This window comes from Microcoleus sp. (assembly GCF_049646505.1).
GTDB lineage: Bacteria > Cyanobacteriota > Cyanobacteriia > Cyanobacteriales > Microcoleaceae > Microcoleus.
Genome location: NZ_JBARVX010000255.1, coordinates 14,307 through 39,103 on the forward strand (window position 1 = coordinate 14,307; position 24,797 = coordinate 39,103).

Below are 24,797 nucleotides of genomic sequence, written 5' to 3' on the forward strand. Positions count from 1 at the left end.
GTTAAGAACGATGTCACAAGATACGATCGAATCAATACTGCAAGAAAAACGCCTATTTGGGCCCACCGCTGAATTCTCCCAAAAAGCTCACATCAAAAGCCTAGAAGAGTACCAGGCCCTCTACGACAAAGCTAAAGCTGACCCCGAAGCATTTTGGGCCGAACTCGCTACCCAAGAATTGGACTGGTTTCAAAAGTGGGATGCCGTGCTCGACTGGCAGCCGCCTGTTGCTAAATGGTTTGTCAGCGGTAAAATTAACATTTCTTACAATTGTCTGGACAGACATTTGACAACTTGGCGCAAAAACAAAGCCGCCCTCATTTGGGAAGGCGAACCCGGAGACTCCCGCACGCTGACTTACGCGCAACTCCACCGCGAAGTTTGCCAAATGGCGAATGTCATCAAAGAATTGGGAGTGCAAAAGGGCGATCGCGTCGGCATTTATATGCCCATGATTCCCGAAGCTGCGATCGCCATGCTAGCTTGTGCCAGAATCGGTGCAGTACACAGCGTAGTATTCGGCGGATTTAGTGCCGAAGCATTGCGCGATCGCCTCAACGACGGCCAGGCAAAACTCCTGATCACCGCCGACGGGGGCTTCCGCAAAGATACCGCCGTCGGCCTCAAAACACAAGCAGACAAAGCATTAGCAAATAATGCCGTACCCAGCGTTACCAACGTCCTCGTAGTTCAGCGCACCAAACAGCAAATTGACATGGAACCGGGGCGCGATGTTTGGTGGCACGACTTGCAAAAAACTGCATCGGCAAATTGTCCAGCCGAACCGATGGATAGCGAAGATATGCTATTCATTCTTTACACTTCTGGAAGTACCGGAAAACCCAAAGGAGTCGTCCATACAACGGGCGGTTACAACCTTTATACCCACATGACAACCAAGTGGATATTCGACCTCCAAGATACCGATGTTTACTGGTGTACTGCTGATGTCGGCTGGATTACAGGACACAGTTACATAGTCTACGGGCCGCTGTCAAACGGTGCGACAACTTTAATGTATGAAGGTGCTCCCCGCGCTTCCAATCCCGGCTGTTTTTGGGATGTGATTGAAAAATACGGTGTCACTGTTTTCTACACCGCACCAACAGCAATTCGCACGTTTATGAAAATGGGTGAAGAGTTGCCGAAAGCCAGAGATTTGTCATCTTTGCGATTGTTAGGAACTGTCGGCGAACCGATAAATCCCGAAGCTTGGATGTGGTATCAGCGCGTAATTGGTAACTCGAATTGTCCGATCGTCGATACTTGGTGGCAAACAGAAACTGGCGGAATTATGATTACTGCTTTGCCCGGTGCAATTCCTACAAAACCCGGTTCTGCAACCCTTCCTTTCCCCGGAATAGTTGTCGATGTTGTTGACAGAGATGGCGAATCGGTAACTAATGAAAGCGGCGGTTATTTAGTTGTAAAACATCCTTGGCCGGGAATGATGCGGACTCTTTACAACGATGCCGATCGCTTCCGCCGCACTTATTGGGAATATTTGCACCCGAAAGATGGCCAATTCGTGTACTTTGCCGGGGACGGCGCGCACAAGGACAAAGACGGTTATTTCTGGGTAATGGGCCGCGTTGACGATGTAATTAATGTTGCCGGACACCGACTCGGTACGATGGAAGTTGAATCGGCTTTGGTGTCTCATCCAGCGGTGGCGGAAGCTGCGGTTGTTGGGAAACCGGATGAGATTAAGGGTGAGGAAATTGTCGCTTTTGTGACGCTGGATAACTCACACCAACCGAGTCCAGAATTGGAGAAGGAGTTGAAGCAGCACGTTGTTAAGGAAATTGGGGCGATCGCCCGTCCCGGCGAAATTAGATTTACCGATGCTTTGCCGAAGACTCGCAGCGGTAAAATTATGCGGCGTTTGTTGCGTTCTTTGGCTGCGGGAGAAGAGGTGACGGGGGATACTTCGACTTTGGAAGATCGGACTGTTTTGGATAAGTTGCGGGGCGGTTCCTAGGGGGTGTGCAACCGCAGATGCAGGCGGATAAACGCAGACAAACGCAGATACAATCTTATCTGCGTTTGTCTGCGTTTACAGAATATAAAAAGTAACACTACAGCCACAGCTAACTCATGTACAATATAGCTAATACGTGCATTAAATCTCAAGTTTAACAGGGTTGAAAATATGGCAACCAGAATTCAGAACCTGCAAGTAACTAAAGTGGTTGATGGCGACAGCATCAAAATTTCTCTCAACGGCAAAACCGAGTCTCTGCGCCTGATTTGCGTCGATACAGAAGAAAGTCATTCGGGAGGAACCAAACCTGTAACTGTCGCAGGCAAAGCAGCTTCGGAAATGGCTAAACAATACTTCGCGACAGCAGAGGGTGGACTTGCTAAAATTGACATTGAATTTGATACAGATGATTCAATAGAAATTGCTGTAGAAAAACACCGCGATAACTACGGCCGCCTGCTGTGTTACGTACATAAAGACGGAGAAAATTACAATCTCAAACTGATTGCAGAAGGCTGGAGTCCCTACTTCTTGAAATACGGGCGCTCCCGATTGTATCACCGACAAATGACTGAGGCAGAATCGGCGGCAAAAGCTTACAACCTGATGATTTGGAATCCGATTACCAATGCCAGAATTCCCTGTCGCAACTATGCTAATTTACTGCCTTGGTGGTCGATGCGCGGCTCTATTGTTGAAGATTTTCGCTTGGCGGAAGCAACAGCAGGAGCGCTTTCTGTGAGGTTGGATTACCCGAAAATATTAGCTGCTGCTGAAACGGCTAAACCTATTACTATTTTCTGCGATTTGCAGGCGGGAATTAATAAATGGATAGGCAGCCATGCTGTGATTTATGCGGGTTCATCGTATCATAAATTAGACCTGTGGATACCTAATGCTGAAACTGATGAAATGGCTCCCTTGAAGCGACTAATCGAGAAGCGTTATGCGGGTAGGGGACGGGGATATGTGTATGTCAGCGGCAGGGTAGAACAATACAAAGGAAAGCCTCAAATAGTTTTAAACAACCTCAAGCAGTTTTCGGATTTCCCCCCATAAAATTTGATTTCACATTAATTTAATAAAAATTGCCGGATAAATGGAACGGTGAAGACTTTTCTCTGGGAAAGGCGATCGAATTTTGGGCGATTCCTTAGCCGGCCCTTTACCGAACCCTTCCGGTTCGATTCACGCATTTTTTATGTCAGCAGCATTGCGGTTAAAAATTCCAAGTTATTCTATTTTTTTCGGATGCTAAATCAATTTATACTATAATACTGTCATCGCCAATCTGTAGCTGCCAATAGCTGAGGCATCATCTCGTTTCCGGTTGCATCGGAATCCTAAAATCGAGTCAACAGTTAACACTCAACTATTCATTTTTTCGACCCGGAGTCAACAGTCAGTAGGGGCGGTGCCCCCGTGCCCGCCCTCTTAACAGTCAACAGTCAACAATCATTGCGGTGCAACCGGAATTGATATCAATCCAAACTTAAGAGATGTAAAAACTATGTGCCAATTACTGGGAATGAACTGCAATGTTCCAACAGATATTTGCTTCTCTTTTGAGGGTTTTTCTGCAAGAGGTGGCAGAACGGATGTTCACCAAGACGGTTGGGGAATTGCTTTTTTTGAAGGTTTGGGATGTCGCCTTTTTATAGACTCTAAACCTGCTATTGCTTCTCCGGTTGCTGAAGTAGTGCGCCGCTATCCCATTCATTCAACTAATGTGATTGCTCATATTCGCAAAGCTACTCAAGGCGAAATTGCTCTGGAAAACTGCCATCCTTTCATTCGGGAACTTTGGGGGCGCTATTGGGTGTTTGCTCACAACGGAAATCTGGAGAATTTTCATCCTGAAAGCACTGGATTTTATCAAGCGGTTGGCAAAACTGATAGTGAAAAAGCATTTTGTTTGATTTTAGAAAAATTGCGATCGAGCTTTCCTCAAAATAAGCCTGCTTTGACGGAAATTTACGCGGTACTGAACGAAATTACTCAAAGTTTGGCAGCGCAGGGAATTTTTAATTATTTACTTTCCGATGGAGAACACTTATTTGTACATTGTTCTACTAATCTGCATTATATTGTGCGACAAGCACCTTTTGCTAGCGCTCATTCGATCGATGAAGATGTGACTGTCGATTTCCGGGAACTGACACAGGAGGGCGATAGGGTGGCGGTTATTGCTACTTTACCGCTGACAGATGATGAAGTTTGGACGCAGATTCAACCTGGAGAATTGCTGGTATTTCAGGAGGGTTTGCCAATATTATGAGCAATAATGAGTTAAAATAAGCAGATTATGTTTAGCAAACCACTTTAACAGCGGACAATTAACAATTGATAATTGTCTGCACTGTCAACTGTCAACTACCAACTGTCAACTACCAACTGCCAATTGTTAAAATCATATTATGAAAAACAAATCGCTTCCTCCATCAGTAACAGTCAAGCTGGGCAAATTTGTCTGGACATCAATGTGGCAGTTGATGATGTCAAAACTAGCGCCGCCCGATCGCACGGGAGCATACATTCGCCCCAGCAGCAGTTTCCGCAATTTTGTCTCGACAGCGCCAGAAAACCCTTACGGGCCCGCCACGGGACGATACCGCCTGTTTGTGGGTACGGGGTGCCCTTGGGCGCACCGCACTTTGGTGACGAGAGCGCTCAAAGGGCTCGAAGATGCGATATCGGTGTCGGTTGTCTATCCTTCGGAAGGGGGAATGTGGGTGCTGGAATCGGAGACTTTTGGCTGCAATACGATGCCGCAAATTTACCAGTTGGCATCACCGGGCTATCAGGGGCGGTGTACGGTGCCGGTGCTGTGGGATGATTCCAAAAAGGCGATCGTCAATAACGAGAGTTCGGAAATTATTGTGATGCTAAACTCGGAATTTAACGAGTTTGCTAGCAATCCTGAAATGGATCTTTATCCTGTGGATTTGCGATCGCAAATTGACGAGTGGAATGACAAGATTTACCAATCGGTGAATAACGGCGTTTATCGCTGCGGTTTCGCCCAAACTCAGGCTGCTTATGACTCTGCTTGCAGCGAATTGTTTGGTGTTTTGGACGAGATCGATCGATCGCTGTTGATGAATCGCTACCTTTGCGGCGATCGGGTGACATTAGCAGACGTGCGGCTGTTTACTACTCTATTCCGTTTTGATGCAGTTTACTACAGCTTGTTCAAATGCAATGTGCGCCGCATTCAAGATTACGAGCATTTGGGAGCTTATCTGCGCGATTTGTATCAGTTACCAAGAGTTGCTGGTACTTGCGATTTAGAGGCTGTAAAACGCGATTATTACGGCAATTTGTTTCCGTTAAATCCCGGCTGCATTATCCCGACTGGGCCCGATGCTGGGAGTTTGCTCAAATCGCACGATCGCGCGGGTATCAAAAACCCGGTTTCTTCCTAAAATCTTGTGAGAATGTGAAAATTATCGCAGAAACCGGGTTTCTTCACTTAATCTCGTGAGGATGTGAAAATTATCGCAGAAACCCGGTTTCTTGGATTATCGACTAGCTCGATGTTATGCTTCAATTTCACTTGTTGGTTCGTTGACTTCTTCGTCTTCAACTTCAAACTTAATCCGTTCGTAAATCTCGCTCAGCGGGATTTGAAACTCTACAGATTCTAGGGTTAATACAGATTCCACTGAATCATATTCTGTTAATACCCATTTGCCGTCAGAGTTTTTAGCAAATTGCTCGAGGTGATAGCTATATTGGTCTATTAAAATGTATTCTCGAAATTCAGGAATTGAGCGATAGGCGAGAAATTTACCACCGCGATCGTAGTCTTTGGTGGAATTGGATAAAACCTCAACGATTACCAGAGGATTTGTGACAATTGTTTTGTTACTTCCTTGATATACTGGTTCTCCTTGAATCACCATGATATCGGGATAGACGTAGCGGCGAGTTAGGGGTATCCACAGGCGCAGATCGTTGATAAATGTCTCGTAATCTTGAGTATTCACAGTGGAGGGGAATTTTTTGTAAAAGTTCCCAGCGAGTTTGTTGTGGTTTGCTGTTCCGCCTGGCATTGGTACTATCTCTCCATCATGATATTCACTTTTGTCGATCGCACTTTCTTCTAATGCGAGATATTCCTCCGGCGTGTAGTAGCGTTTTTCGGTTGGTGGTTGATTGGCGATTGCTGTTTTTTCTTGGGTTTGCATTGTCGTTACCTTCTGCTTGGAAGTGATTTTATTATAACAGCGATCGCGCCGGCAATTCGTTCTCCCGCCAGCCAAGATTCATCCACATATAATGACCGTTTTGTTTGTCGGTAATTAAGAATGTTTATATGCCCGGTTGAGGACGGCGATTACGCAATTTTACATACTCGGTTAAAATCTGTTTGATTAGCTTGGGATACTCGGTGAGTTTATCCATTTCACAATTTCCTTTACTTGCACAGCCAAACTATTAACAAGTCTAACTGTAGGTATGTCTGCACTTGTGGGCGATCGCAAATAACTTCCAGATAGCATCGCAACTTTTGCAGTGTTTCCCAACAGATCGAAAAACTCAACGCTATAACCTGTTTCTAGTCCTTCAAGGTGATGGTGTTCAACAACTGTACCAATATCGCCGACATCAAGTGTTTCTTCGGGAACGTTGCATCGCAAGATGACATCTGAATAAAGTTGATAGTTCCGATGGAAACTTCATTGTAAATATTCATTGTTAATCCCAACTACACAATTGCCGTATTCTTGATTGTTAACTACTCATCAACAGTCATATTTTCAAACAAAATAGACCTCTTGCAAAAGTCCTTTTAATCAAATTTTGGGACGCTGCTCAGAGCAACGTCCCACAAGAAAAAAAGATTTTTGTGGGATGGGCTTCTAGCCCGTCCTAATTATTTTTGCAAGAGGTCTAATAGGTTCAATTCGTTTCAATACTTCCTTAACTAACTCTTCTGGACATTCACCTATTAAACTTGCTTGCCTTGCGCGATAATCTTGCATAACGCAGTTGATCTGTCATAATTACACCTGTCACCGCTTGACCTTCTGGAATGGAAACATAAAACGGATTTTTGCGTTGTGTGGTGCTAATCGGACAGACAAAAACAAACCCCATTTTTCGGTTAAATTTAGTTTGACTGACAACCAGTGCAGGTCGAGTACCCATTTGTTTGTGTCCTGCTTGAGGATCGAAATTGAGGCGAATGAAATGACCTCGTTCGGGGATGTAGTTTACTAAACTTCTTCTCCTTCTGGTTTTCCCCAAGAGATTTCTTCGCTGGGTTCTATTTCGCCTGCCAATAATTCATCAAGGGTATATTTGGAGATTTTCTGATTTACAGGTTCTATGACCATTTTTCCATTTTCTATACTGCAAATTACGGAATCATCTGCTTTCAGGTTGAACAATTTTACAATATAGTCCGGTATTGGCAAAGCTAAGGAATTACCCAAGTTGCTGAGGTGTATTTTTGCTGTCATACATTTACGATTTTAATGCTCAGGTTTATCTATTATAACAGCTAGATATAAATCGCATACCAAATTTAGTGTTGTAAATATTTTGAGGGCGATCGCCTTCGGGCAATATCATGACTGTAGGTATGTCTGCACTTGTGGGCAATATTGATTGAAAGCTTTTCGAGCGCAATAAAGGCTAGAGTTCTCATTGACTAAAAGCTTGAATAAAGGACTTTAGTCCCGATTTGTTGAAAGCTTTTCGATCGCACTCAATGACAAATAGGCGGCACCGCCCCAGGGCTGTAAGGCACAACAGTCGGCGAATTGGCAACCAATTCTACCTCACCCTTAGCATTAATTATCCAGCCTTGAGCCTCCACAAGAGACTCAGCAGCCACATAATCATTCTCACCGCCCCCACTGACTCTCTCCCTGGGAGTCGGCGGCAAACCGCCCCGCCCGGTAATCACAAACCGACTTGCCCTTGGCCCGGTATTGTGACAGGCTTGCGTTGGCTGGGGCGGAACTCCGGGGATTTGTGGCAGATTCAATCCTTGTACGGGGTCAATATCGGGGGTTCTGAGTTCGACATTGCCGTCAATTCCTAATTCTGAACTCGCGTCGATATCGCTGTCAAAAGAGCGAAAAATACCTTCGGAATTAATTACAATATTTCCGCCTTGGCCTCGGATTGCATTGGCGCGGATGTCGCTATTTTCTAAAGCAGCTACAGTCCCAGCTTCGATATTAATATTACCGCCAGTAGCAGTGCCAGACGCATTAGTTGTAATTTGACTGCGGCGGCGCATTTGCAAATTTCCAGTTTGCAAGGTAATATTGCCGAAATTTCCGGCTTGAGTTGTGGCTTTAATTGCGCCGCTATCTAAACGAATTGAGTCGGCCGCAATGCTCAAATTTCCAGCAGATCCTTGGCCGTCGGCACTGACAGTAACTTGGGCGCTATCTCGGACAATTAACTGGCCGGTTCTAACATTTAAATTGCCACCGCCACCTGTGGAATCTTTCCCCGTACTGGCAAATAGTCCGCTAGGGGGACCTTCATTGTTACCGACGATGTTTGTATTGAATAGTGAGGCTCGATCGCTGAAAGATGGATCGCTGCCAGAGAGAACAATTTTGTCAGCAGCATTGACTGTCAAATTACCAGCTTGACCGCTGCTGCTAGTTGTGGCAATCGCCTGTCCGCCACCCGCAGCCTCAAAAATATTAGCATTAATCGTGATATTTCCTCCATCATATTCGTTCAGGGTTTGAGAGTTAACAACGGCTCCATTTGAAACTCGAAAAATATTAGCATTAACTGTAATATCCCCACCTCTGCCCCGCGCCCCTGGTTCTGTTGGAGCTAGCAAAGCGCTAGATGAATTATCGGAACCTACCCCATCAACAGTCACGAAATCAGCAGCATTAACTGTGATATTTCCAGCGCGCCCCTGCCCTTCTGTTCTGGTAACAATAACAGCACCATTGGCAATTGATAGCGATCGAGTTGTGAGGCGAATATTTCCGCCTTCACCGATTCCTGTTCTTTTGACGCTGCTGAACAGCCCGGAGGATTGTTGGAATTGAAGCAGACCAGATGGTAAAGTAATCTCCTGTAACGGCCCCAATCCATCCAAAACAGTATCGTTGCGGACGTAAATATCGAGATTTCCTCCATTGCCACGTCCCTGAGTGCTAGCTGTAATCACAGCACCGTTTGTGACTGAAAGGGAACCAGTAGCGATGTTAATATTTCCTCCATTACCAACTGCTTCGTTAGCTTCCGCTCTGCTGTAAACGCCGCTGGGAGTGCCACTACTACCCGCACCATCAAAGGAGCTGGCATTGCGAATGCGAATGTTAACATTACCGGCATTTCCCTGTCCTAACGTACTGGCTTTTACTTGCGCTCCATTAGTAAAAGAAAGCGCTTCGCCTGTGATATTAATATTACCCCCTTCACCAATAGTTTCGGGTTTCACCAGATTGTAGGCACCGCTGAATACATCTTCGTCACCGACTCCATCAAAAGAGATAGTCCCTGTTGTATTAACATTAATATCTCCCGCCAAGGCGCCATCGGCACCCAACTTCGCATTTACCCCCGCCTGCAAGGTACTTCCTTCTGTCATATTCAAGTTATGAGCGTGGACAGCAATACTCCCGCCGCCTCCGGCGCGTACATTCACCTCAGCGCCGTTTGTGAGAGATACATCGGTTCTGGCTATCTGCGCCGGCACATTTAAACTCACATTGTTACCGAAGGCGTTCAGCCCGACTGTTTCCCCTCCCGCAACGGCTGCGAGTTCGACTCGGCCGCCCGGAGCGAGTATTTTTCCGCCGTCCAATCTCACATCGCCGCCCGCAAGTATCAAACTGTTGCCCGATCGCACTTGCAATCCAGCGGTCGATCGATTTACGATACTTCCGGGCGATTGTCCGTACTGCAATCCCAGAGGAACATTAACTATTAGCAGCGGCGTATTTTGTCCCGAAACATTAATGCCGAATTGGCTTCCATTTCCAAACAGCACGGCATTCGCCGCAGTCGCCACAAACGAACCGCCGATATCTAATGAAGCCTTCGGGCCAAAAATAATCCCATTCGGATTCAGCAAAAATAAATTTGCAGTACCGTTAGCTTTGATTGTGCCGTCAATATTAGAAATCGAGCCGCCCGTAACGCGGGTCAAAATATTTTGGATATCTGTGGAATTGTTGAAAAACGCCGTTTCTCCAGCTAGAAGTGAAAATTGTTGAAAACTGTGAAATAGATTGTTACCGGCTTGCGTGCCGCCCTGTATAATGCTATTAGTGTCGTTGACAATTACCGTGGTATTGACTGGTAGCGTGGTATCGGGGACTATTTCAGCGGTGCCCGGGGCGATCGGAGTCAGGCTGCAAAATATCGTAGCGAGCCAGAGTTTGCAAGTTTCGGATTTCATTAATTAACTAATTTTAATTTTTAGATTAATCTTGTATTATAGCATTTAGATTGCCGAGCGAGATGACATCTGCATAAAGTGCGATCGGGCTTTTGATTTTCCCATCAATGTCTGCTTGAGGATGGCGGCACAATTCTACATACTCGGTTAAAATCCGTTTGATTAGTTTGGGATAGTCGGTTAGTTTATCCATTGTACTATTTCCTCTACTTGTTTGCGATCGACTGATTTATACCTCCACATATTTACATAAAGTTCTAGCTTCAGGAATAGACGAACCAGATTGACGCAACTCTTCTAAATAAAAAACTATTGCCTCTTTAATTTGCTGTTCTACTTCCTCGATAGTTGCACCTATTGCTACGCATCCGGGTAAATCGGGAACATAAGCAGAATAATTGCTTTCTGATTTTTGGATCGCAACGGCATAACGTATAATTCTGCTTTGACTACCTGCTTTTGCATCTGCGAACACAATAGACCCGACAGGGGTTAATTCCCATCTGTCGCGAGGCGAATTTGTTTCTACATATCGTTGAACAAAGCCATCAGCAGCCAGTTTTTTTAAGACAACCATCATGTCAGGTTCTCGCGGTACATCTCGACGAGAAAGTGCATTGGCGAGTTCGTACCAACTCCACTTTCCTTGACCTTTAGCTACTAATTCCAGCAGCACTAATTCTAGCTGGGTTAATTGAGTTAGGTTTTTCATTAAAAGTCCTCTACGCTTGGATGAAATAAAATACCGAATCCTTCTTTTAATTTATAATCTTCAAGAGTAGCTGTATGAGCATTGTTCCAAAGTTCATAAGCATCGTCGGGGTTTGTTGGCTGTCCCGTTGGATAGCCTAGTTTTTTATACCTCAGATACTCGCGCAACTCGTGAGTATAGAAGCGTAAATCAACAGGCTCAGCAACAAGGGCTTGAGTAGCGATACTTCTTAACCTTTCTACCATTTTTAGCTCAGCTTCACCAACTGGATTAAATCTGCGAACATGAGCTTCAACTAAGGAAACGCCTTTATCAGTAATTTTAACATTTTGATAAGATAAGTTGAGAATTTTTCCGCCCGCTTTTGATGGATTGAAGGGTCTGCCACTTATTGCACCTTTTTTTGTCATTTTATTCGAGTGGCTTTAATTTGTTAATTTATCCATTCCACAATTGCCTCTACTTACGCAGCCAAACTATTAACCAGTCTAACTGTAGGTCGGTCTGCACTTGTGGGCGATCGCAAATAACTTCCAGGTAGCGTCACAACTGCTACAGTATTTCCCAACAGATCGAAAAATTCAACGCTATAACCTGTTTCTAGTTCTTCAACGTGATGCTGTTCCACAACTGTACCGATATCGTCGGCATCAAGTCCTTCTTCTGGAAAGTTGCACAGCAAAATGACATTTGAATAAAGTTGATAATTCATATTTTACTCTAAGTACGCTCGTCGCATCAATCGCGTTTTCCCGGTATAATTTCAGTTTCGCCGTCACAGGAAAGTTCACTACAGTTATTATTTGATACGCTTTTTCATATTTATTGAGTAGTCTAGACCTCCTATTACGCAAGTTAGTCCTATCAATATATAAAAAATACCATCTATATAGCGTATGCCTCTTCTATCTTCTTCAATCATTAGATTTTGTTCTGCCTCTCGATTATTTAAGAAAAACGCTTTATTCGCTTTACTATCGATTGCTTACGCCATTTATTTGACCTTCTGCCAACAGATTCGTAAAAAGGCATAAGAATAATTTCACCTTTTTGAGTTAGTAGACGAATTTGCTGACCATCGTCAATAAATTCGATTTTTTGTATTTCATTGGTTTGCCATGTTTTTGTGGAAATCTTGCCCAGCCAGTCCACTCTTGTTAGCTCGCATATTCCTTGTTCAGACTCCGCTCGTTGACATATCAACTTACTCATCTGTGCCGTTGCAACAGATACTGTACCTATTAGGAAAAAAGGTAGACTAATAGCTAGCCCAATAAGCCAGGGATGTTTTTTAAAGTTGATGTTCATATAAATGATATCTCACCTTTCGCGTTACAGGACTGCCATGCGCTCTCACTACAAGTTTTTGACTCTTTGCCAGTCGATCGATTGTACCTGAAATTTATCAATTGCTCCATAACAGACCTTATAAAGGTAAATATGCAATACGATTAACCCAGTCTTCTGCTTCAGATGTTTGCCAGATCCTGATTAGATGGTTGATTGCTTCGCCTATTGGGAAACTTTGTAACACAATAATCACTCCCGAACTGGTTTGAGTCGCTGCAAATTCAGCAAAGTATCTTGGCATAGTTCTTTTGTCGTGAGAAACGAGAACTCTACCGTCTTGGGCTACAAAATTTAAGACTTCCAAATCAGTCAAACCAGTTAAATTTGATAGGTTTGATGTTTGAAAATCAAGAGTTGGTTCGCGTCTCACAATACCCATTACAATCGCTTGGTTCAAATCTGCATCTGCTTGAAAGCGAATTTTCATAAGTGGCTGGTGCGATCGGTGTAGAGTTTTTGATAAAGTAAGGAGTTACTTCCCCTTGCTTGCTCTCTCAAGGTTTCAAATAGTTGTTCTCCCTCGAATAAATAAGCATCAATAGCTGTGCGGTTAGCAAGATAAAAAGAAATCCCACCATAAACTTCTTCTAGTGTTAGCACAGGGAATGATTGAACGATACTTTCAGGGGATTGTCCCGCCAGGAAAGCATAGACAATTGAATCTAAAGAAACGCGCTTCCCAAGGATGCGGTAGCAACCATCTTGTTCTTCAACGTACTGTTTTGCTGTTAATATTGCTGCACTCATAGTTTACCTACTTTCATGCTCATTACTCGTTTCCAGGCTCTGATCGTTGGTGACAACTTAAGACTTAAACCCACAATAAATGTCGCTTTTTGGCAAAGTCTAGATCCCCCTAAATCCCCCTTAAGAAGGGGGACTTTGAGAGAATGCTCTTGTCTCCCCCTTAAGAAGGTGGACTTTGAGAGAATGCTCTTGTCCCCCCCTTATTAAGGTGGACTTTGAGAATATTTCTTGTCCCCCCCTTATTAAGGGGGGTTAGGGGGGATCTAGACTTCGCTACAAACAAGAGAAACCCTTGCTACATCAGTAGAATTCTATCGCAGAACCCTAACTACCCCCAATCCGGGCCACATCGCGAGCATTTTCTTCAAACGCAGCCGTCAGCGCATCATCACCGCTCAAACCCGATGCGATCGCCCTTTCAATAGCCTGCAACACCCGCTTGTAATCGCGCGGCATCACCTTCACAAACACCGGCAGCATCGCATCCCAATTTGCCAAAACCTTCGATGCTTTCGCACTTCCAGTCAAATCAACATGAGTTTGAAGCATCAGCCGCAAATCGCTAATTTCCTCAACATCCTCCAGTTTCTCCAAATCCACCATCGACATATTGCAGCGAGTAGCAAAATCCCCCGCCTCATCCAAAATGTAAGCAACACCGCCACTCATACCCGCTGCAAAATTGCGCCCGGTTTCACCCAAAACTACAACTTTGCCGCCAGTCATGTACTCGCAACCGTGATCGCCCACACCCTCAACTACTGCATTCACGCCGGAGTTACGCACCCCAAAACGTTCGCCCGCCATCCCCCGGATGAAAACATCACCAGCGGTGGCTCCGTAAAGCACCACGTTGCCGACAATCACATTTTCCTCTGCGACAAAGGTAGAAGCCGGCGACGGATACAAGATGATTTTGCCGCCGCTGAGCCCCTTGCCCAAATAGTCGTTAGCTTCGCCTTCGAGCTCCAGAGTGACTCCCTTGGGTACGAATGCGCCAAAGCTTTGTCCCGCGCTACCTTGGAAGTGCAGGTGTACCGTGTCATCGGGTAAACCTTCCCAGTGGCGTTTGGTGATTTCGTTGCCGAGAATTGTGCCGACAACGCGGTTGATGTTGGTAATCGGCAGTTTGGCGCGGACTTTTTCGCCGTTTTCGATCGCACCTTTGCACAAATCCAGCAGTACACTGATATCGATCGACTTTTCTAAACCGTGATCCTGCGCCATCTGACAGTAGCGCCCGACATCCGCCCCAACATCCGGCTGGTACAGAATGTTCGAGAAATCCAAACCCTTGGCTTTCCAATGCGCCACAGCTTGCTGAGGTTCCAAAACATCAGTCCGCCCCACCATTTCATTCAGCGTGCGGAAACCCAACTGCGCCATAATTTCCCGGACTTCCTGGGCGACGAAAGTCATAAAGTTTACCGTGTGATCCGGATCGCCGGTAAAGTTTTTCCGCAGCAGCGGATCTTGGGTTGCAACACCCACCGGGCAAGTGTTCAGGTGACATACGCGCATCATGATGCAGCCCAATGTCACCAGCGGCGCGGTAGCAAATCCGAATTCCTCCGCACCAAGCAAGGCAGCAATTGCTACATCGCGGCCGGTTTTCATTTGTCCGTCGGTTTCGACAACAATCCGGCTGCGGAGATTGTTGAGTACCAAAGTTTGATGAGTTTCGGCCAATCCCAACTCCCAAGGTAATCCCGCGTGTTTGATCGAAGTCTGCGGCGACGCGCCGGTACCGCCGTCGTAGCCGGAAATCAACACCACATCGGCGTGGGCCTTCGCAACCCCAGCGGCGATCGTCCCGACTCCCACTTCCGACACCAATTTGACGCTAATCCGCGCTTCCCGGTTGGAATTTTTCAAGTCGTGAATCAATTCGGCCAAATCTTCGATCGAATAAATGTCGTGGTGAGGAGGAGGCGAAATCAAACCCACACCAGGAGTCGAATTCCGTACCTTGGCAATCCACGGGTATACTTTTTTACCAGGCAACTGTCCGCCTTCTCCGGGTTTTGCCCCCTGCGCCATCTTGATTTGCAGTTCCTTGGCTTGGGAAAGATACAAGCTGGTAACGCCGAAACGCCCGGAAGCAACTTGTTTGATCGCGCTGTTTTTCGAGTCGCCGCGATCGTTTGTCCAAGTATATCTTTCCGGATCTTCGCCACCTTCACCAGTGTTCGATTTACCACCAATGCGGTTCATCGCTACAGCCAAAGATTCGTGGGCTTCTTGGGAAATCGAACCGTAACTCATCGCCCCAGTTTTGAAGCGTTTGAGAATAGATTCCACGGGTTCGACTTCCTCAATCGGGATTGATTCCCGCTGCTTGAATTGCAACAAACCGCGCAAGGTAAAATGCTGCTGGTTTTGTTCGTTTACCAGGGTTGAATACTTTTGGAAAAGCGGGTAACTTCCTTCGCGAACTGCTTGTTGTAGCGCGTGAATTGTCTGCGGGCTAAACAAATGCGCCTCGCCTTCTTTCCGCCACTGATATTCGCCGCCGACATCGAGAGTATGTCCGCTGCTGGGGCGTTCGGGGAAGGCGTGGGTGTGGCGCAAAATTGCTTCTTGGGCGATGACTTCCAAGTCTACACCTTCAATCCGGGAAGCTGTCCAAGCAAAGTATTTATCGACTACGGATTTGTTCAAGCCAATTGCTTCAAAAATCTGCGCGCCGCGATAACTTTGAATTGTGGAAATCCCGATTTTTGAGGCAACTTTGGTCACGCCTTTGGTGGCGGCTTTGATGTAGTTTTTGCAAGCTGTTTTGTAATCGACATTTAGCAGCAAACCTTGTTGGATCGAATCGGCGATCGTCTCAAAGGCCAAATACGGATTGATCGCACCGCAACCGTAGCCGATTAAAGTTGCAAAGTGGTGCACTTCTCGCGGTTCGCCGGATTCGAGAACGAGTCCCGCCCGCGTGCGCGTTCCTTGGCGGATCAAGTGGTGGTGGAGGCCCGCAACCGCCAGCAGCGCCGGAATTGGGGCTTGGTCGGGACTGATACCCCGATCGCTCAAAATGATGATGTTCACCCCAGAGACGATCGCGCTATCTGCGGCTGCAAATACATCTTCTAAGGCTTGTTCTAGACCTTTTACTCCTGTTTTTGGGTCGAACAAAATTGGCAGTGTAGTAGAGCGGAAATTGCCCGTTTTTACGTGTTTGAGTTTAGCTAATTCTTCATTGCTGAGAATTGGCGTTTTCAGTTCAATCAAATGGCAGCTTTCCGGTTCTGGTTTGAGCAAATTGCGTTCAGCGCCGATCGTAGTTTCGGCAGAAGTGACAATTTCTTCGCGGATAGAATCGATCGGCGGATTGGTAACTTGAGCAAACAGTTGCTGGAAGTATTCGTAAAGCAGCTTTGGTCGGTTCGACAAAACAGCCAGCGGCGTATCTGCACCCATTGCACCGATAGCTTCCACGCCGTTTGTTGCCATTGGCGCTAACAGCAACCGCAGTTCTTCAAAGGTGTAGCCAAAGGCCATTTGGCGCTGGATCAATGTTTCGGGGTCGGATTCTGCGACTGCTGGCGCATCTGGGAGTTTGGCAATCTCGACCATGTGCTGGTCAATCCACTGGCGGTACGGGTGTTCTGTGGCGATTTTGGTCTTAATTTCTTCGTCAGAAACGATGCGGCCTTCCTCAGTATTTACTAGGAACAGCCGCCCCGGTTGCAGGCGGCCTTTTGATAGGATTCTTTCTGGGGCGATCGGCAAAACTCCGGCTTCGGATGCCATAATTACTAAGTCGTCTTTGGTGACGCAGTAGCGGGAAGGGCGCAAACCGTTGCGATCGAGCACTGCGCCGATCGATGTACCATCGGTAAATGCGATCGAAGCCGGGCCGTCCCAAGGTTCCATCAAGCAGGAATGGTATTCGTAGAAAGCTTTTTTCTCGTCACTCATGGACTCGTGGGCCGTCCAAGGTTCGGGAATCATCATCATTACGGCGTGGGGTAAAGAACGCCCGGCCAAATATAGCAATTCCAAAGCGTTGTCAAAGATTGTCGAGTCGCTACCTTCGATGTTGATTAAATTCGGGATTTTCTTTAAATCGTCTCCGAACAACTCCGACTCGAACAAGGATTGCCGCGCGTGCATCCAGTTGATGTTGCCGCGCATGGTGTTGATTTCGCCGTTGTGGGCGATGTAGCGGTAAGGGTGCGATCGTTCCCAACTCGGAAAAGTATTGGTGCTGAAGCGCGAGTGAACTAGGGCTAGAGCGCTTTCCATGTCGGGGTCGTGGAGGTCGGGATAGTAATCGCCGACTTGCACGGGCATTAACATTCCTTTATAGACGATCGTCCGGCAGGAGAGTGTGGAATTATACCAGTATGGGTCTACTTCCGTCCTGCGGATGGCGTTGTGAGCGCGTTTGCGGATGACGTACAGTTTTCGCTCGAAGGCAGCCTCGTCGATACCTGCGGCGCGCCGGAGGAACACTTGCTGCATGAAGGGTTCGCTAGATTTGGCGGTGTCGCCGAGGGACGAGTTGTCTGTGGGAACTTCGCGCCAGCCGAGCACTTCTTGGCCTTCTTCTGCCGCGATTTCCTCAAATATGCGTTTGCCGTTTTCGCGTTCCGTCTGATTTGGCGATGAGTAAATCGCGCCAACTCCGTACTCGCCGGCTTCTGGAAGTTGGATGTTGAGGGCCGCTGTTACTTTTTTCATGAATTTGTGCGGCACTTGCATCAAAATTCCCGCCCCGTCTCCGGTGTTGGGTTCGCAGCCGCAGGCCCCCCGGTGGTCGAGATTCAGCAGGATTGTTAGTCCCTGTTCGACGATTTCGTGGGATTTGTTTCCTTTCATGTGTACGATGAACCCGACTCCGCAAGCGTCGTGCTCGAACTGCGGATCGTAAAGGCCTTGTTTTGCTGGCAGTCCGTTGCTATTCATTTGGATAAGTCTCTCAAAGTGATCAAAAAATTGCGATCTAGAGCAGAGCGTGGGATGGCGATCGATCTAGTATGATGTATTATATATAGATTTACTGTATTGGGTAGATGCAGGAAAAAATTATTGCTGGTGCGATCGATCGTGCAAAAATATTTATAACCGATGAGTTAAGTGTTAGGAACTCCAGGCTCAATATTTATGCTGAAAAAATCTCTAATTATTAGCGCGTCTCCTGAGATTATGGGTGGCACTCCAGTCTTTGCTTGTACTAGAGTTCCGATCCAAACATTTATGGACTATCTGAAAGCTGGAGAATCAATTGATGATTTTTTAGATGGATTTCCCACTGTAACTAAAGAGCAAGTCATCGCGTTGCTGGAAGAAGCAGAAAAACAGCTTGTTGGCATGGTGGCATAACGAATGAAGCTTCTTTTGGATGAGTGTATCGATCGCAAATTTGCCAGAGAATTTGTTGACTGCGAGATAAAAACAGTTCCACAAATGGGATGGGCGGGTGTAAAAAATGGTCAACTTCTTGCCCTTGCAGAAGCAGAGTTTGATATTTTCATCACAGTCGATCGCAACTTGTCATTTCAACAAAATTTGCCACAGTTCGATATTGCGGTCATTGTTCTGCAAGCACCATCCAATCGCTTGGCAGATTTGAAGCCTTTAGCTCCCAAAGTTTTAGCCATTTTAGCAATGGCAACCAGAGAACAAGTTATGATTGTAAGTGCATAGCTTTAAGCACTACATTCTCTGCAATTTTTGCCAACCACTAAATATGCGATCGCTTTATGCAATACTAGCTTGGTTCAAGTATTCGCTGGAAATAGGTGTATGTGCAAATCCTTGTTTTCTGGCTGTTTGAAACCATTTTTCTGCTGATGTGCGATCGGCTGCTACACCATCAGCACCGCACAGATAAATTCCTGCTAAGTTGTTTGAGGCAACAGCATAGCCCTGCTCGGCGGATTTGATGTACCATTTAATTGCTTCTAATATCATCTTTTCTCGACCTAATCCTAAATGGTACATACTGGCAATTATGCACTGGGATTCGGCATTTCCTTGCTCTGCTAGTGGTTTGAGCAAGGTAAAGGCTTGGGTATAATCTTGGGTGTTAAAAGCGCCTATACCTTTTTCTAATTCAGACATTAAGGATAACTAATAATTTATATCTAGTTTTTGAGATTTCTGATTTTGCTCTTTTAGCTGACGCATTTTCAAGACAAAAGGTGATGGATTGCGATCGTATTCAGCTTCAGCTTTGAGGCAATATTCTAACCAATATCCTACATATTTACCTACTGTTTTGGGATTTTCCAGATAGTACAAAATCGTAGCATAAACTTGAGCCATCGTCACTGTCCTAAATTTTTGAGCTATGGCTTCTGGAGTTTGGCCTCGGTGGATGTATTCGTAGAGAATGTGTTCGATACCGACGCGGGTTCCTTTGATGCGGATATCTTCTGGTGTTGAAAATTCAAAGTAATCTTCTAATTGCATAATTGTTGATTATTTATATTTTTAATTGACATTATATCACATTTTTCGCTGTTGGGTGGAGACGGGCGATGGTGTCCCGCCCCGCAAGCTAAGGGTTTGGTTCAAATAGCCAGTGAAGATGGGTGTATATAAATCTACCTTAAGGTAAGCTCCCTAGCTCTAAGCTTAGTTGCTATGATTCTGTTTTGGTCTAACATTTGCACCTGTTCTTTCTTGTACATAGGGAGATTGTCTATGTTACTAAGTTCTCCTAATTCCCAATGACCATCCTTAATTTTTAACCCAGCAGTCCTCTTGATTATTCCGGTTTTTTCTAAGGTTTGAATCTCACTACAAACAGCTTGCGGTTTATCAGAGATTTTAAGTCCTCTCAATATTTGTTGATAACTTAAACTCCCCCATACTTGAAATAAATTTAAAACTAATTTTTGGGTATCAATATAAAATACATCACTATCTAAAGGTTTCAAGTCTTCAAAATAAGTCACGTTACCTGTATGTGTTAGACTTAACTTTAAATCAATTCTTTTGACTTCATGATAATTGGATGTTAATTCGCAAATCAGCTTCATGCAATACTTTTCTAATGTTTCGACAGACGAAAGTGATAACACAGCTTTAGTTTGCTTTTTATCTAGCTCATAAAAATCCCAACTTTTAACCCATTGATTTTGTATTAATTGATAAACAGTACAATAAAAACATAAGTTAACTACTGATGGTTCGTACACGCCATTCTTTTTTTTATCCTCATTACAAAAATTATAATAATATTTTTTGTGTAATCTCTCTAGAAACTTAATTACACCCTGAATCTTTTCTTGTTTATAAAGAGTCCTTAAAAAAACAAGCTCGTCAAAAAGTAAAGAACTAAATTCTAAAAAATTAGATTTATATACAATAGAGTGTTCTAAAAATGGAATGCAGCGATCAAGAGGTTTTTCAATCCAAAGTGATTCCTTAACTACATTTAATGTTGTCTCGTCACGAGTAGCTTGTATTTCTAAATTACCTAAATTTAAGAAATGAGTGTTTAAGGAAATTTTCATGTAGTTTCCGAGTCTTGTATGGTTCTTTCAAAATTTAAAATGTAGGGATATTTACCAAAATAGTTATAGTACCAACTAATATTATCATTTGTATGAGCACTTTTTCCGAACAACCAGTCAAAAGTAACACCTAAACTGCGGTAATCTTCAGACCGTGACTCTAACGTTTCTGGAGTAATTGCAGATAATTGACACTCAAAAACAAAAAGTTCTCCGCAAGGAAAATTAAAAGCTACATCGCAGATTCTATATTTGCCGTTTTCCAGTTTAAGTAACTTTTCAAACTCCAGAATTTCTTTGGATAAAAAACCTTTCGATAATTCTTCTACCTTTTCAGCTATCCATCGTTTGCCTTCTCGGTGTTCTTCTGATTCCCCTGGTGAGTATTTTTCGCCTTTTTTAAAATACTCATCAGAAAATTCGATATCTAGAGGAAATTCTCCCGTATAAGTTGAACGAAAGTGCGATCTTACATTTGTCGTATAGCCATACTGGGTTTTTCTATCATAGCCTGAAACATGAATACAAGGGGTATCTGTAAACTTGTCTAATACTAAACTTTTGTGTTCTTCCTTGTTGTAATCTTGAGCATCTAATATTTTTTTAGTCCCTTGTATTTTGGCTGTTAAACTCATAACTATTTGGAATAGTTGACTACATATATGAGATTATATCACAAGTCCAAGACTCCTGGGCTATGTGGAGGCGATGCTTGTATCGGCAATACTCGCATACCAGTTTGGGTACTTGTCGGTTATCCCCGTTTGGGTGCTTCCGATGCTATAATCCTAGAATCATTTCCCGATCGCACCGCCACTGACTTGATAAATGCGTAGGCTTATGCTGATGCTTACCCAGACGAAATTGAACAAACAATTAGAAAAAATGATTGAGATTGTAAATAATGCTACTGAAAGAATTAGAAAAACAACTACTTGCCTTAACTCCCAGTGAAAAAACTCAGGCAATACAGCTATTAGTCCAAAGTCTAAGCAATACTTGGCAAGGAATCGAAAAAACTCCGGGCGTGTGTGGCGGCGATGCTAGAATTGCTAAGACTCGCATACCTGTTTGGTCGATGGTAAATTATCGCCTTCTGGGTGCAAATGATGTGCGAATTTTGCAAGACTTTCCTCATTTGAGTGCAGCGGATTTGGCGAATGCTTGGGCTTATGCTGAGGCACACCCAGAGGAAATTGAAGCTGCGATCGCTAGAAATGAGGAAGATTAACAAATGATGCGTCTTTATGCAGATGAAAATTTTCCACTGGTAATCGTGGAATTACTGCGAACTTTTGGTCACGATGTTTTGACAGTGCAGGAAGCTGGAAATGGTGGACTGGGGATTCCTGATGAAGATGTATTAGCTTTTGCTATTAGCCACAACCGAGCCGTTTTGACGCGCAATTGGGATGATTTTAGACACCTGCATCGTTTGCAACCTGACCACAATGGTATCATTATTTGCAAAGAAGATTTGAATACAGAGAGACAAGCTACACTCATTAATGAAGCTATTTCTACAGTCGAAAATCTCAGAGGTAAATTGATTCGAGTAATTCGACCGCCGAGGTAAAAAAAACCGTACCTTGCCGAGTCCAATGCCATCGCCAAATCTAGATTTAAGCTAAAATATTAAACATATATTCCCCAACGAATAGGAATAAACTATGACACTCACCGAATTAAAAATCGATCTAGCCTCCTTAAATTCAGCCGATAAAGCAGCGGCTATAGAAATTTTACTTCAAACCTTAAGCACTGGTGCTATAGGGATTAAAAAGACTCCCGGCGTGTGTGGCGGCGATGCCTGTGTTGGCAATACTCGCATACCAGTTTGGGTACTTGTGGGTTATCGCCGTCTCGGATGCAGCGATGCTGAACTTTTTAAGTGCTATCCCCATTTGACTGCTGCAGATTTAGTCAATGCTTGGGCTTATGCTGATGCTTACCCAGACGAAATTGAACTAGCAATTAAAGAAAATGAGGAAGCCTAAAACATGGCACGAATTTATGCAGACGAACAGTATCCGTTGCCAGTAGTTGAGTTTCTGCGACCTTTAGGTCACGATGTTTTAACAGTTCAAGAAGCCGGAAACGCAGGATTAGGAATTCCTGATGAGGATGTATTGGCTTTTGCAGCGAGTAATGAGCGAGCAGTTTTGACTCTGAATCGAGGGGATTTTATTCGACTGCATCGATCGCAACCCGACCATGCTGGTATTATTATTTGTACTCAAGATAACAACTGGGAAAGACAGGCGACGCGAATTGATGATGCTATTTATACCCTGGATACTTTGAACGGTAAATTGATTCGAGTTAACCGTCCTTCGATGTAAAAAAAGCCGTAGCTTGCGGGGCCTGGGCGCGATCGCCCTTGTTAAATCCACAGCAATTGTGAGATTATGTACGTAGCCTTGACTGCGTGACTAATCACAATTACGTTGAAATGCGTAAGTAATACCATTTTTATAAAGATGTGCTATGGATGAAGTCCGAAGCCCCCCCTTAATAAGGGGGGGTTGGGGGGGTAATATCTAGCGCTACTTTATGAAATTGGTATAAGTTCTGTGAAGAGTTGATGTAGATTGGTAAATTCGATCGAATACCGGGTGACAGCAGCTAGGGTACTTTTGCTATGGTTGTTAAGGCAGGTCGATCGGGCTGACAAGATTTCTCGGTAAAACTGTACAGTTCGCTAACTCGTCCGCGCGGGTGGGCTGCGATTTTAACCACAAATTAGCTGCCCTCAAAACCCAACGTCGTTTACCAAAGGATTCAGCAAGCAATCCTCAAGGAGTGAAAATCATGGTTCAAACTCAAGAAATTTCTCAAATATCTACTCTGCACGCATCAGCAGCATCCAACGGAATAGCCGCTACAGAATTGCGCCCTTGGGGCTCGTTTACCACCCTAGAAGAAGGCCCTGGATATAAAATTAAGCGCATCGAAGTTAAGCCCGGACACCGCCTCAGCCTGCAAATGCACCACCACCGCAGCGAACACTGGATCGTGGTTTGCGGTACGGCAAAAGTTACTTGCGGTGAAACAGAACAAGTTTTGTTTACAAATCAATCTACCTACGTTCCCCAGTGCATTTCTCACCGCTTGGAAAATCCAGGAGTTATTCCCCTGATTTTAATTGAAGTACAAAACGGCGAATATCTCGGAGAAGATGATATTATCCGCTTTCAAGACGATTACGCCCGCACGGAAAAAGCCAAGTAACTGATTAACTGGTTATTTGTTATTTGTTATTTGTTGTTTGTTGTTTGTTATTTGTTGTTTGTTATTCGCACCAATCAGTAACCAGTAACCAGTAACCAGTAACCAGTAACCAGTAACCAATAACAAATAACCAATAACAAATAACCAATAACCCAATAAAATTAATGATTCATCTGACTCAAACAGCAGCCACAGAAGTAAAGCGCCTCAAGTCAAAGCATTCCAACCCCAATGCTTTATTTCGTCTGGGCGTGGAGTCGTTCGGCTGTTCTGGTTTGTCTTATACAATGGCATTTGACGCTGCACCAGGCCCGGAAGATGCTGTATGCGAGTCTGAAGGCGTTCGAGTTGCGATCGACCCCCAGCACTTAAAATATCTCAACGAGCTCACCTTGGATTATTCAGAAGACTTGATGGGCGGAGGTTTCCGGTTCCACAATCCCAATGCCGCCCAAAGCTGTAGCTGCGGCAACTCCTTTTCTGCAAAAGAATAATCAGTAGGATGACACTCAAAGACTTAGAAACTGTTACAGTTTATCGCCAACAAAGTAAAGCAATTGTATTGAAAAATGCCGATGTTTAGACTTTTTCCGAACTGTTTCCCGGTTGGTAATTGCCAATTTTTGAACTGTTTTCTCAACGGCGGCCGCCAATTGTTACTGAAGCAGAAACTCAAGCATAATTTGAGATTTTAATACAAGTATTTATAATGAAAAATGACAAACGTTCCGCCTGTATTAACACAAATTTATATACGTAGGTTGGGTTGAAGAATGAACCCTGCGTTTCACTCCGCCCAACCCCAACCTGTATATAGCAATCCTAACTGATTTACTCATTCTACTCGTTACCAGGCTCTGCCTGGTAACGCAGATAGGCGAGGCTCTGCCTCCATTTTCGCAGGAGGCT

At 44.7% G+C, this 24,797-nt stretch carries 30 protein-coding genes and 1 pseudogene; 13 read left to right on the forward strand and 18 right to left on the reverse strand.

Features of this window, described 5'->3' with window-relative positions; genetic code table 11:
* The first annotated feature begins 10 nt into the window (after positions 1–10).
* The 4 genes from acs (at position 11) to WBA89_RS13685 (ending at position 5,409) form a co-directional block, all read left to right on the forward strand.
* Positions 11–1,981, forward strand: a complete 1,971-nt coding sequence (gene acs, locus WBA89_RS13670) for an acetate--CoA ligase (protein WP_424407223.1) — start codon at positions 11–13, stop codon at positions 1,979–1,981.
* Between the two features lie 171 nt (positions 1,982–2,152).
* On the forward strand, positions 2,153–3,043 hold the full coding sequence (locus tag WBA89_RS13675; RefSeq protein WP_424407225.1) for a thermonuclease family protein: 891 nt from the start codon (positions 2,153–2,155) through the stop codon (positions 3,041–3,043).
* Positions 3,044–3,494: 451 nt separating this feature from the next.
* Entirely contained in the window at positions 3,495–4,262 is a 768-nt protein-coding gene (locus WBA89_RS13680) for a class II glutamine amidotransferase (protein ID WP_424407227.1), read from the forward strand.
* A 202-nt stretch (positions 4,263–4,464) separates the two neighbouring features.
* The gene (locus tag WBA89_RS13685) at positions 4,465–5,409 is read left to right on the forward strand and encodes a glutathione S-transferase family protein (RefSeq protein WP_424407272.1); all 945 of its coding nucleotides are present in this window, start codon (positions 4,465–4,467) and stop codon (positions 5,407–5,409) included.
* Positions 5,410–5,523: 114 nt separating this feature from the next.
* Here WBA89_RS13685 and WBA89_RS13690 read toward each other — a convergent pair whose 3' ends face one another.
* The 13 genes and pseudogenes from WBA89_RS13690 to gltB all read right to left on the reverse strand — a co-directional run bounded on the left by WBA89_RS13690 (position 5,524) and on the right by gltB (position 18,099).
* A complete protein-coding gene (locus tag WBA89_RS13690; protein WP_424407229.1) occupies positions 5,524–6,174 on the reverse strand; it encodes a Uma2 family endonuclease in 651 nt (216 codons plus the stop codon).
* A 186-nt stretch (positions 6,175–6,360) separates the two neighbouring features.
* Positions 6,361–6,633 (reverse strand): annotated as a pseudogene (locus WBA89_RS13695) (DUF4926 domain-containing protein); the annotation flags it as partial.
* A 298-nt stretch (positions 6,634–6,931) separates the two neighbouring features.
* Complete coding sequence (locus WBA89_RS13700) at positions 6,932–7,138, reverse strand: type II toxin-antitoxin system PemK/MazF family toxin (RefSeq protein WP_424407274.1); 207 nt, start codon at positions 7,136–7,138, stop codon at positions 6,932–6,934.
* 68 nt (positions 7,139–7,206) lie between these two features.
* Positions 7,207–7,452 carry an AbrB/MazE/SpoVT family DNA-binding domain-containing protein gene (locus WBA89_RS13705; protein WP_424407231.1) on the reverse strand — a complete coding sequence of 82 codons (246 nt, stop codon included), beginning with the start codon at positions 7,450–7,452 and terminating at the stop codon, positions 7,207–7,209.
* 248 nt (positions 7,453–7,700) lie between these two features.
* On the reverse strand, positions 7,701–10,379 hold the full coding sequence (locus WBA89_RS13710; RefSeq protein ID WP_424407233.1) for a filamentous hemagglutinin N-terminal domain-containing protein: 2,679 nt from the start codon (positions 10,377–10,379) through the stop codon (positions 7,701–7,703).
* A 25-nt stretch (positions 10,380–10,404) separates the two neighbouring features.
* Complete coding sequence (locus tag WBA89_RS13715) at positions 10,405–10,572, reverse strand: hypothetical protein (RefSeq protein WP_424407235.1); 168 nt, start codon at positions 10,570–10,572, stop codon at positions 10,405–10,407.
* A 36-nt stretch (positions 10,573–10,608) separates the two neighbouring features.
* A complete protein-coding gene (locus WBA89_RS13720) occupies positions 10,609–11,091 on the reverse strand; it encodes a type II toxin-antitoxin system HicB family antitoxin (protein ID WP_424407237.1) in 483 nt (160 codons plus the stop codon).
* Positions 11,091–11,501: a hypothetical protein gene (locus WBA89_RS13725; protein WP_194067516.1), complete on the reverse strand. Its 411-nt coding sequence runs from the start codon at positions 11,499–11,501 to the stop codon at positions 11,091–11,093. The genes WBA89_RS13720 and WBA89_RS13725 overlap by 1 nt, the downstream gene beginning before the upstream one ends.
* 53 nt (positions 11,502–11,554) lie before the next feature.
* Positions 11,555–11,803, reverse strand: coding sequence for a DUF4926 domain-containing protein (locus WBA89_RS13730; protein WP_424407239.1), 249 nt, complete (start codon positions 11,801–11,803; stop codon positions 11,555–11,557).
* Between the two features lie 236 nt (positions 11,804–12,039).
* Positions 12,040–12,399, reverse strand: coding sequence for a hypothetical protein (locus tag WBA89_RS13735; RefSeq protein ID WP_424407241.1), 360 nt, complete (start codon positions 12,397–12,399; stop codon positions 12,040–12,042).
* 118 nt (positions 12,400–12,517) lie between these two features.
* Positions 12,518–12,868, reverse strand: a complete 351-nt coding sequence (locus WBA89_RS13740) for a DUF5615 family PIN-like protein (RefSeq protein ID WP_424407243.1) — start codon at positions 12,866–12,868, stop codon at positions 12,518–12,520.
* Complete coding sequence (locus WBA89_RS13745) at positions 12,865–13,188, reverse strand: DUF433 domain-containing protein (protein ID WP_424407245.1); 324 nt, start codon at positions 13,186–13,188, stop codon at positions 12,865–12,867. The genes WBA89_RS13740 and WBA89_RS13745 overlap by 4 nt, the downstream gene beginning before the upstream one ends.
* A 324-nt stretch (positions 13,189–13,512) precedes the next feature.
* The gene (gene gltB / locus WBA89_RS13750) at positions 13,513–18,099 is read right to left on the reverse strand and encodes a glutamate synthase large subunit (RefSeq protein ID WP_424407247.1); all 4,587 of its coding nucleotides are present in this window, start codon (positions 18,097–18,099) and stop codon (positions 13,513–13,515) included.
* A 198-nt stretch (positions 18,100–18,297) separates the two neighbouring features.
* Here gltB and WBA89_RS13755 point away from each other — a divergent pair, with 198 nt between their 5' ends.
* Positions 18,298–18,516 (forward strand): DUF433 domain-containing protein, encoded by a 219-nt coding sequence (locus WBA89_RS13755; protein ID WP_194012279.1) that lies wholly within the window; start codon positions 18,298–18,300, stop codon positions 18,514–18,516.
* A 3-nt stretch (positions 18,517–18,519) separates the two neighbouring features.
* On the forward strand, positions 18,520–18,840 hold the full coding sequence (locus tag WBA89_RS13760) for a DUF5615 family PIN-like protein (protein ID WP_424407250.1): 321 nt from the start codon (positions 18,520–18,522) through the stop codon (positions 18,838–18,840).
* A 54-nt stretch (positions 18,841–18,894) separates the two neighbouring features.
* Here WBA89_RS13760 and WBA89_RS13765 read toward each other — a convergent pair whose 3' ends face one another.
* From WBA89_RS13765 to WBA89_RS13780, 4 genes are all read right to left on the reverse strand, one after another.
* The gene (locus WBA89_RS13765) at positions 18,895–19,257 is read right to left on the reverse strand and encodes a tetratricopeptide repeat protein (RefSeq protein WP_424407252.1); all 363 of its coding nucleotides are present in this window, start codon (positions 19,255–19,257) and stop codon (positions 18,895–18,897) included.
* A gap of 9 nt (positions 19,258–19,266) precedes the next feature.
* Positions 19,267–19,608 (reverse strand): DUF433 domain-containing protein, encoded by a 342-nt coding sequence (locus tag WBA89_RS13770; RefSeq protein WP_424407254.1) that lies wholly within the window; start codon positions 19,606–19,608, stop codon positions 19,267–19,269.
* A gap of 134 nt (positions 19,609–19,742) precedes the next feature.
* Entirely contained in the window at positions 19,743–20,657 is a 915-nt protein-coding gene (locus WBA89_RS13775) for a hypothetical protein (protein WP_424407256.1), read from the reverse strand.
* Positions 20,654–21,292, reverse strand: a complete 639-nt coding sequence (locus WBA89_RS13780; RefSeq protein WP_424407258.1) for a hypothetical protein — start codon at positions 21,290–21,292, stop codon at positions 20,654–20,656. Before WBA89_RS13780 ends, WBA89_RS13775 begins: the two co-directional genes overlap by 4 nt.
* A 27-nt stretch (positions 21,293–21,319) precedes the next feature.
* Here WBA89_RS13780 and WBA89_RS13785 point away from each other — a divergent pair, with 27 nt between their 5' ends.
* From WBA89_RS13785 to WBA89_RS13810, 6 genes are all read left to right on the forward strand, one after another.
* Complete coding sequence (locus WBA89_RS13785; protein WP_424407260.1) at positions 21,320–21,493, forward strand: DUF433 domain-containing protein; 174 nt, start codon at positions 21,320–21,322, stop codon at positions 21,491–21,493.
* Between the two features lie 68 nt (positions 21,494–21,561).
* The gene (locus WBA89_RS13790) at positions 21,562–21,888 is read left to right on the forward strand and encodes a DUF433 domain-containing protein (RefSeq protein WP_424407262.1); all 327 of its coding nucleotides are present in this window, start codon (positions 21,562–21,564) and stop codon (positions 21,886–21,888) included.
* A gap of 3 nt (positions 21,889–21,891) precedes the next feature.
* Positions 21,892–22,233 carry a DUF5615 family PIN-like protein gene (locus WBA89_RS13795; protein ID WP_424407264.1) on the forward strand — a complete coding sequence of 114 codons (342 nt, stop codon included), beginning with the start codon at positions 21,892–21,894 and terminating at the stop codon, positions 22,231–22,233.
* Positions 22,234–22,327: 94 nt separating this feature from the next.
* A complete protein-coding gene (locus WBA89_RS13800; protein ID WP_424407266.1) occupies positions 22,328–22,654 on the forward strand; it encodes a DUF433 domain-containing protein in 327 nt (108 codons plus the stop codon).
* Positions 22,655–22,657: 3 nt separating this feature from the next.
* Positions 22,658–22,999, forward strand: a complete 342-nt coding sequence (locus WBA89_RS13805; protein WP_424407268.1) for a DUF5615 family PIN-like protein — start codon at positions 22,658–22,660, stop codon at positions 22,997–22,999.
* A 469-nt stretch (positions 23,000–23,468) separates the two neighbouring features.
* Positions 23,469–23,888 (forward strand): phosphomannose isomerase type II C-terminal cupin domain, encoded by a 420-nt coding sequence (locus WBA89_RS13810; RefSeq protein WP_194061321.1) that lies wholly within the window; start codon positions 23,469–23,471, stop codon positions 23,886–23,888.
* A gap of 12 nt (positions 23,889–23,900) precedes the next feature.
* On the opposite strand, the gene WBA89_RS13815 is transcribed toward WBA89_RS13810, so the two are convergent.
* Entirely contained in the window at positions 23,901–24,083 is a 183-nt protein-coding gene (locus WBA89_RS13815) for a hypothetical protein (protein ID WP_424407276.1), read from the reverse strand.
* On the opposite strand from WBA89_RS13815, the gene WBA89_RS13820 reads away from it, so the two are divergent.
* Complete coding sequence (locus tag WBA89_RS13820) at positions 24,053–24,382, forward strand: HesB/IscA family protein (RefSeq protein WP_424407270.1); 330 nt, start codon at positions 24,053–24,055, stop codon at positions 24,380–24,382. The genes WBA89_RS13815 and WBA89_RS13820 overlap by 31 nt on opposite strands.
* Positions 24,383–24,797 lie beyond the last annotated feature (415 nt).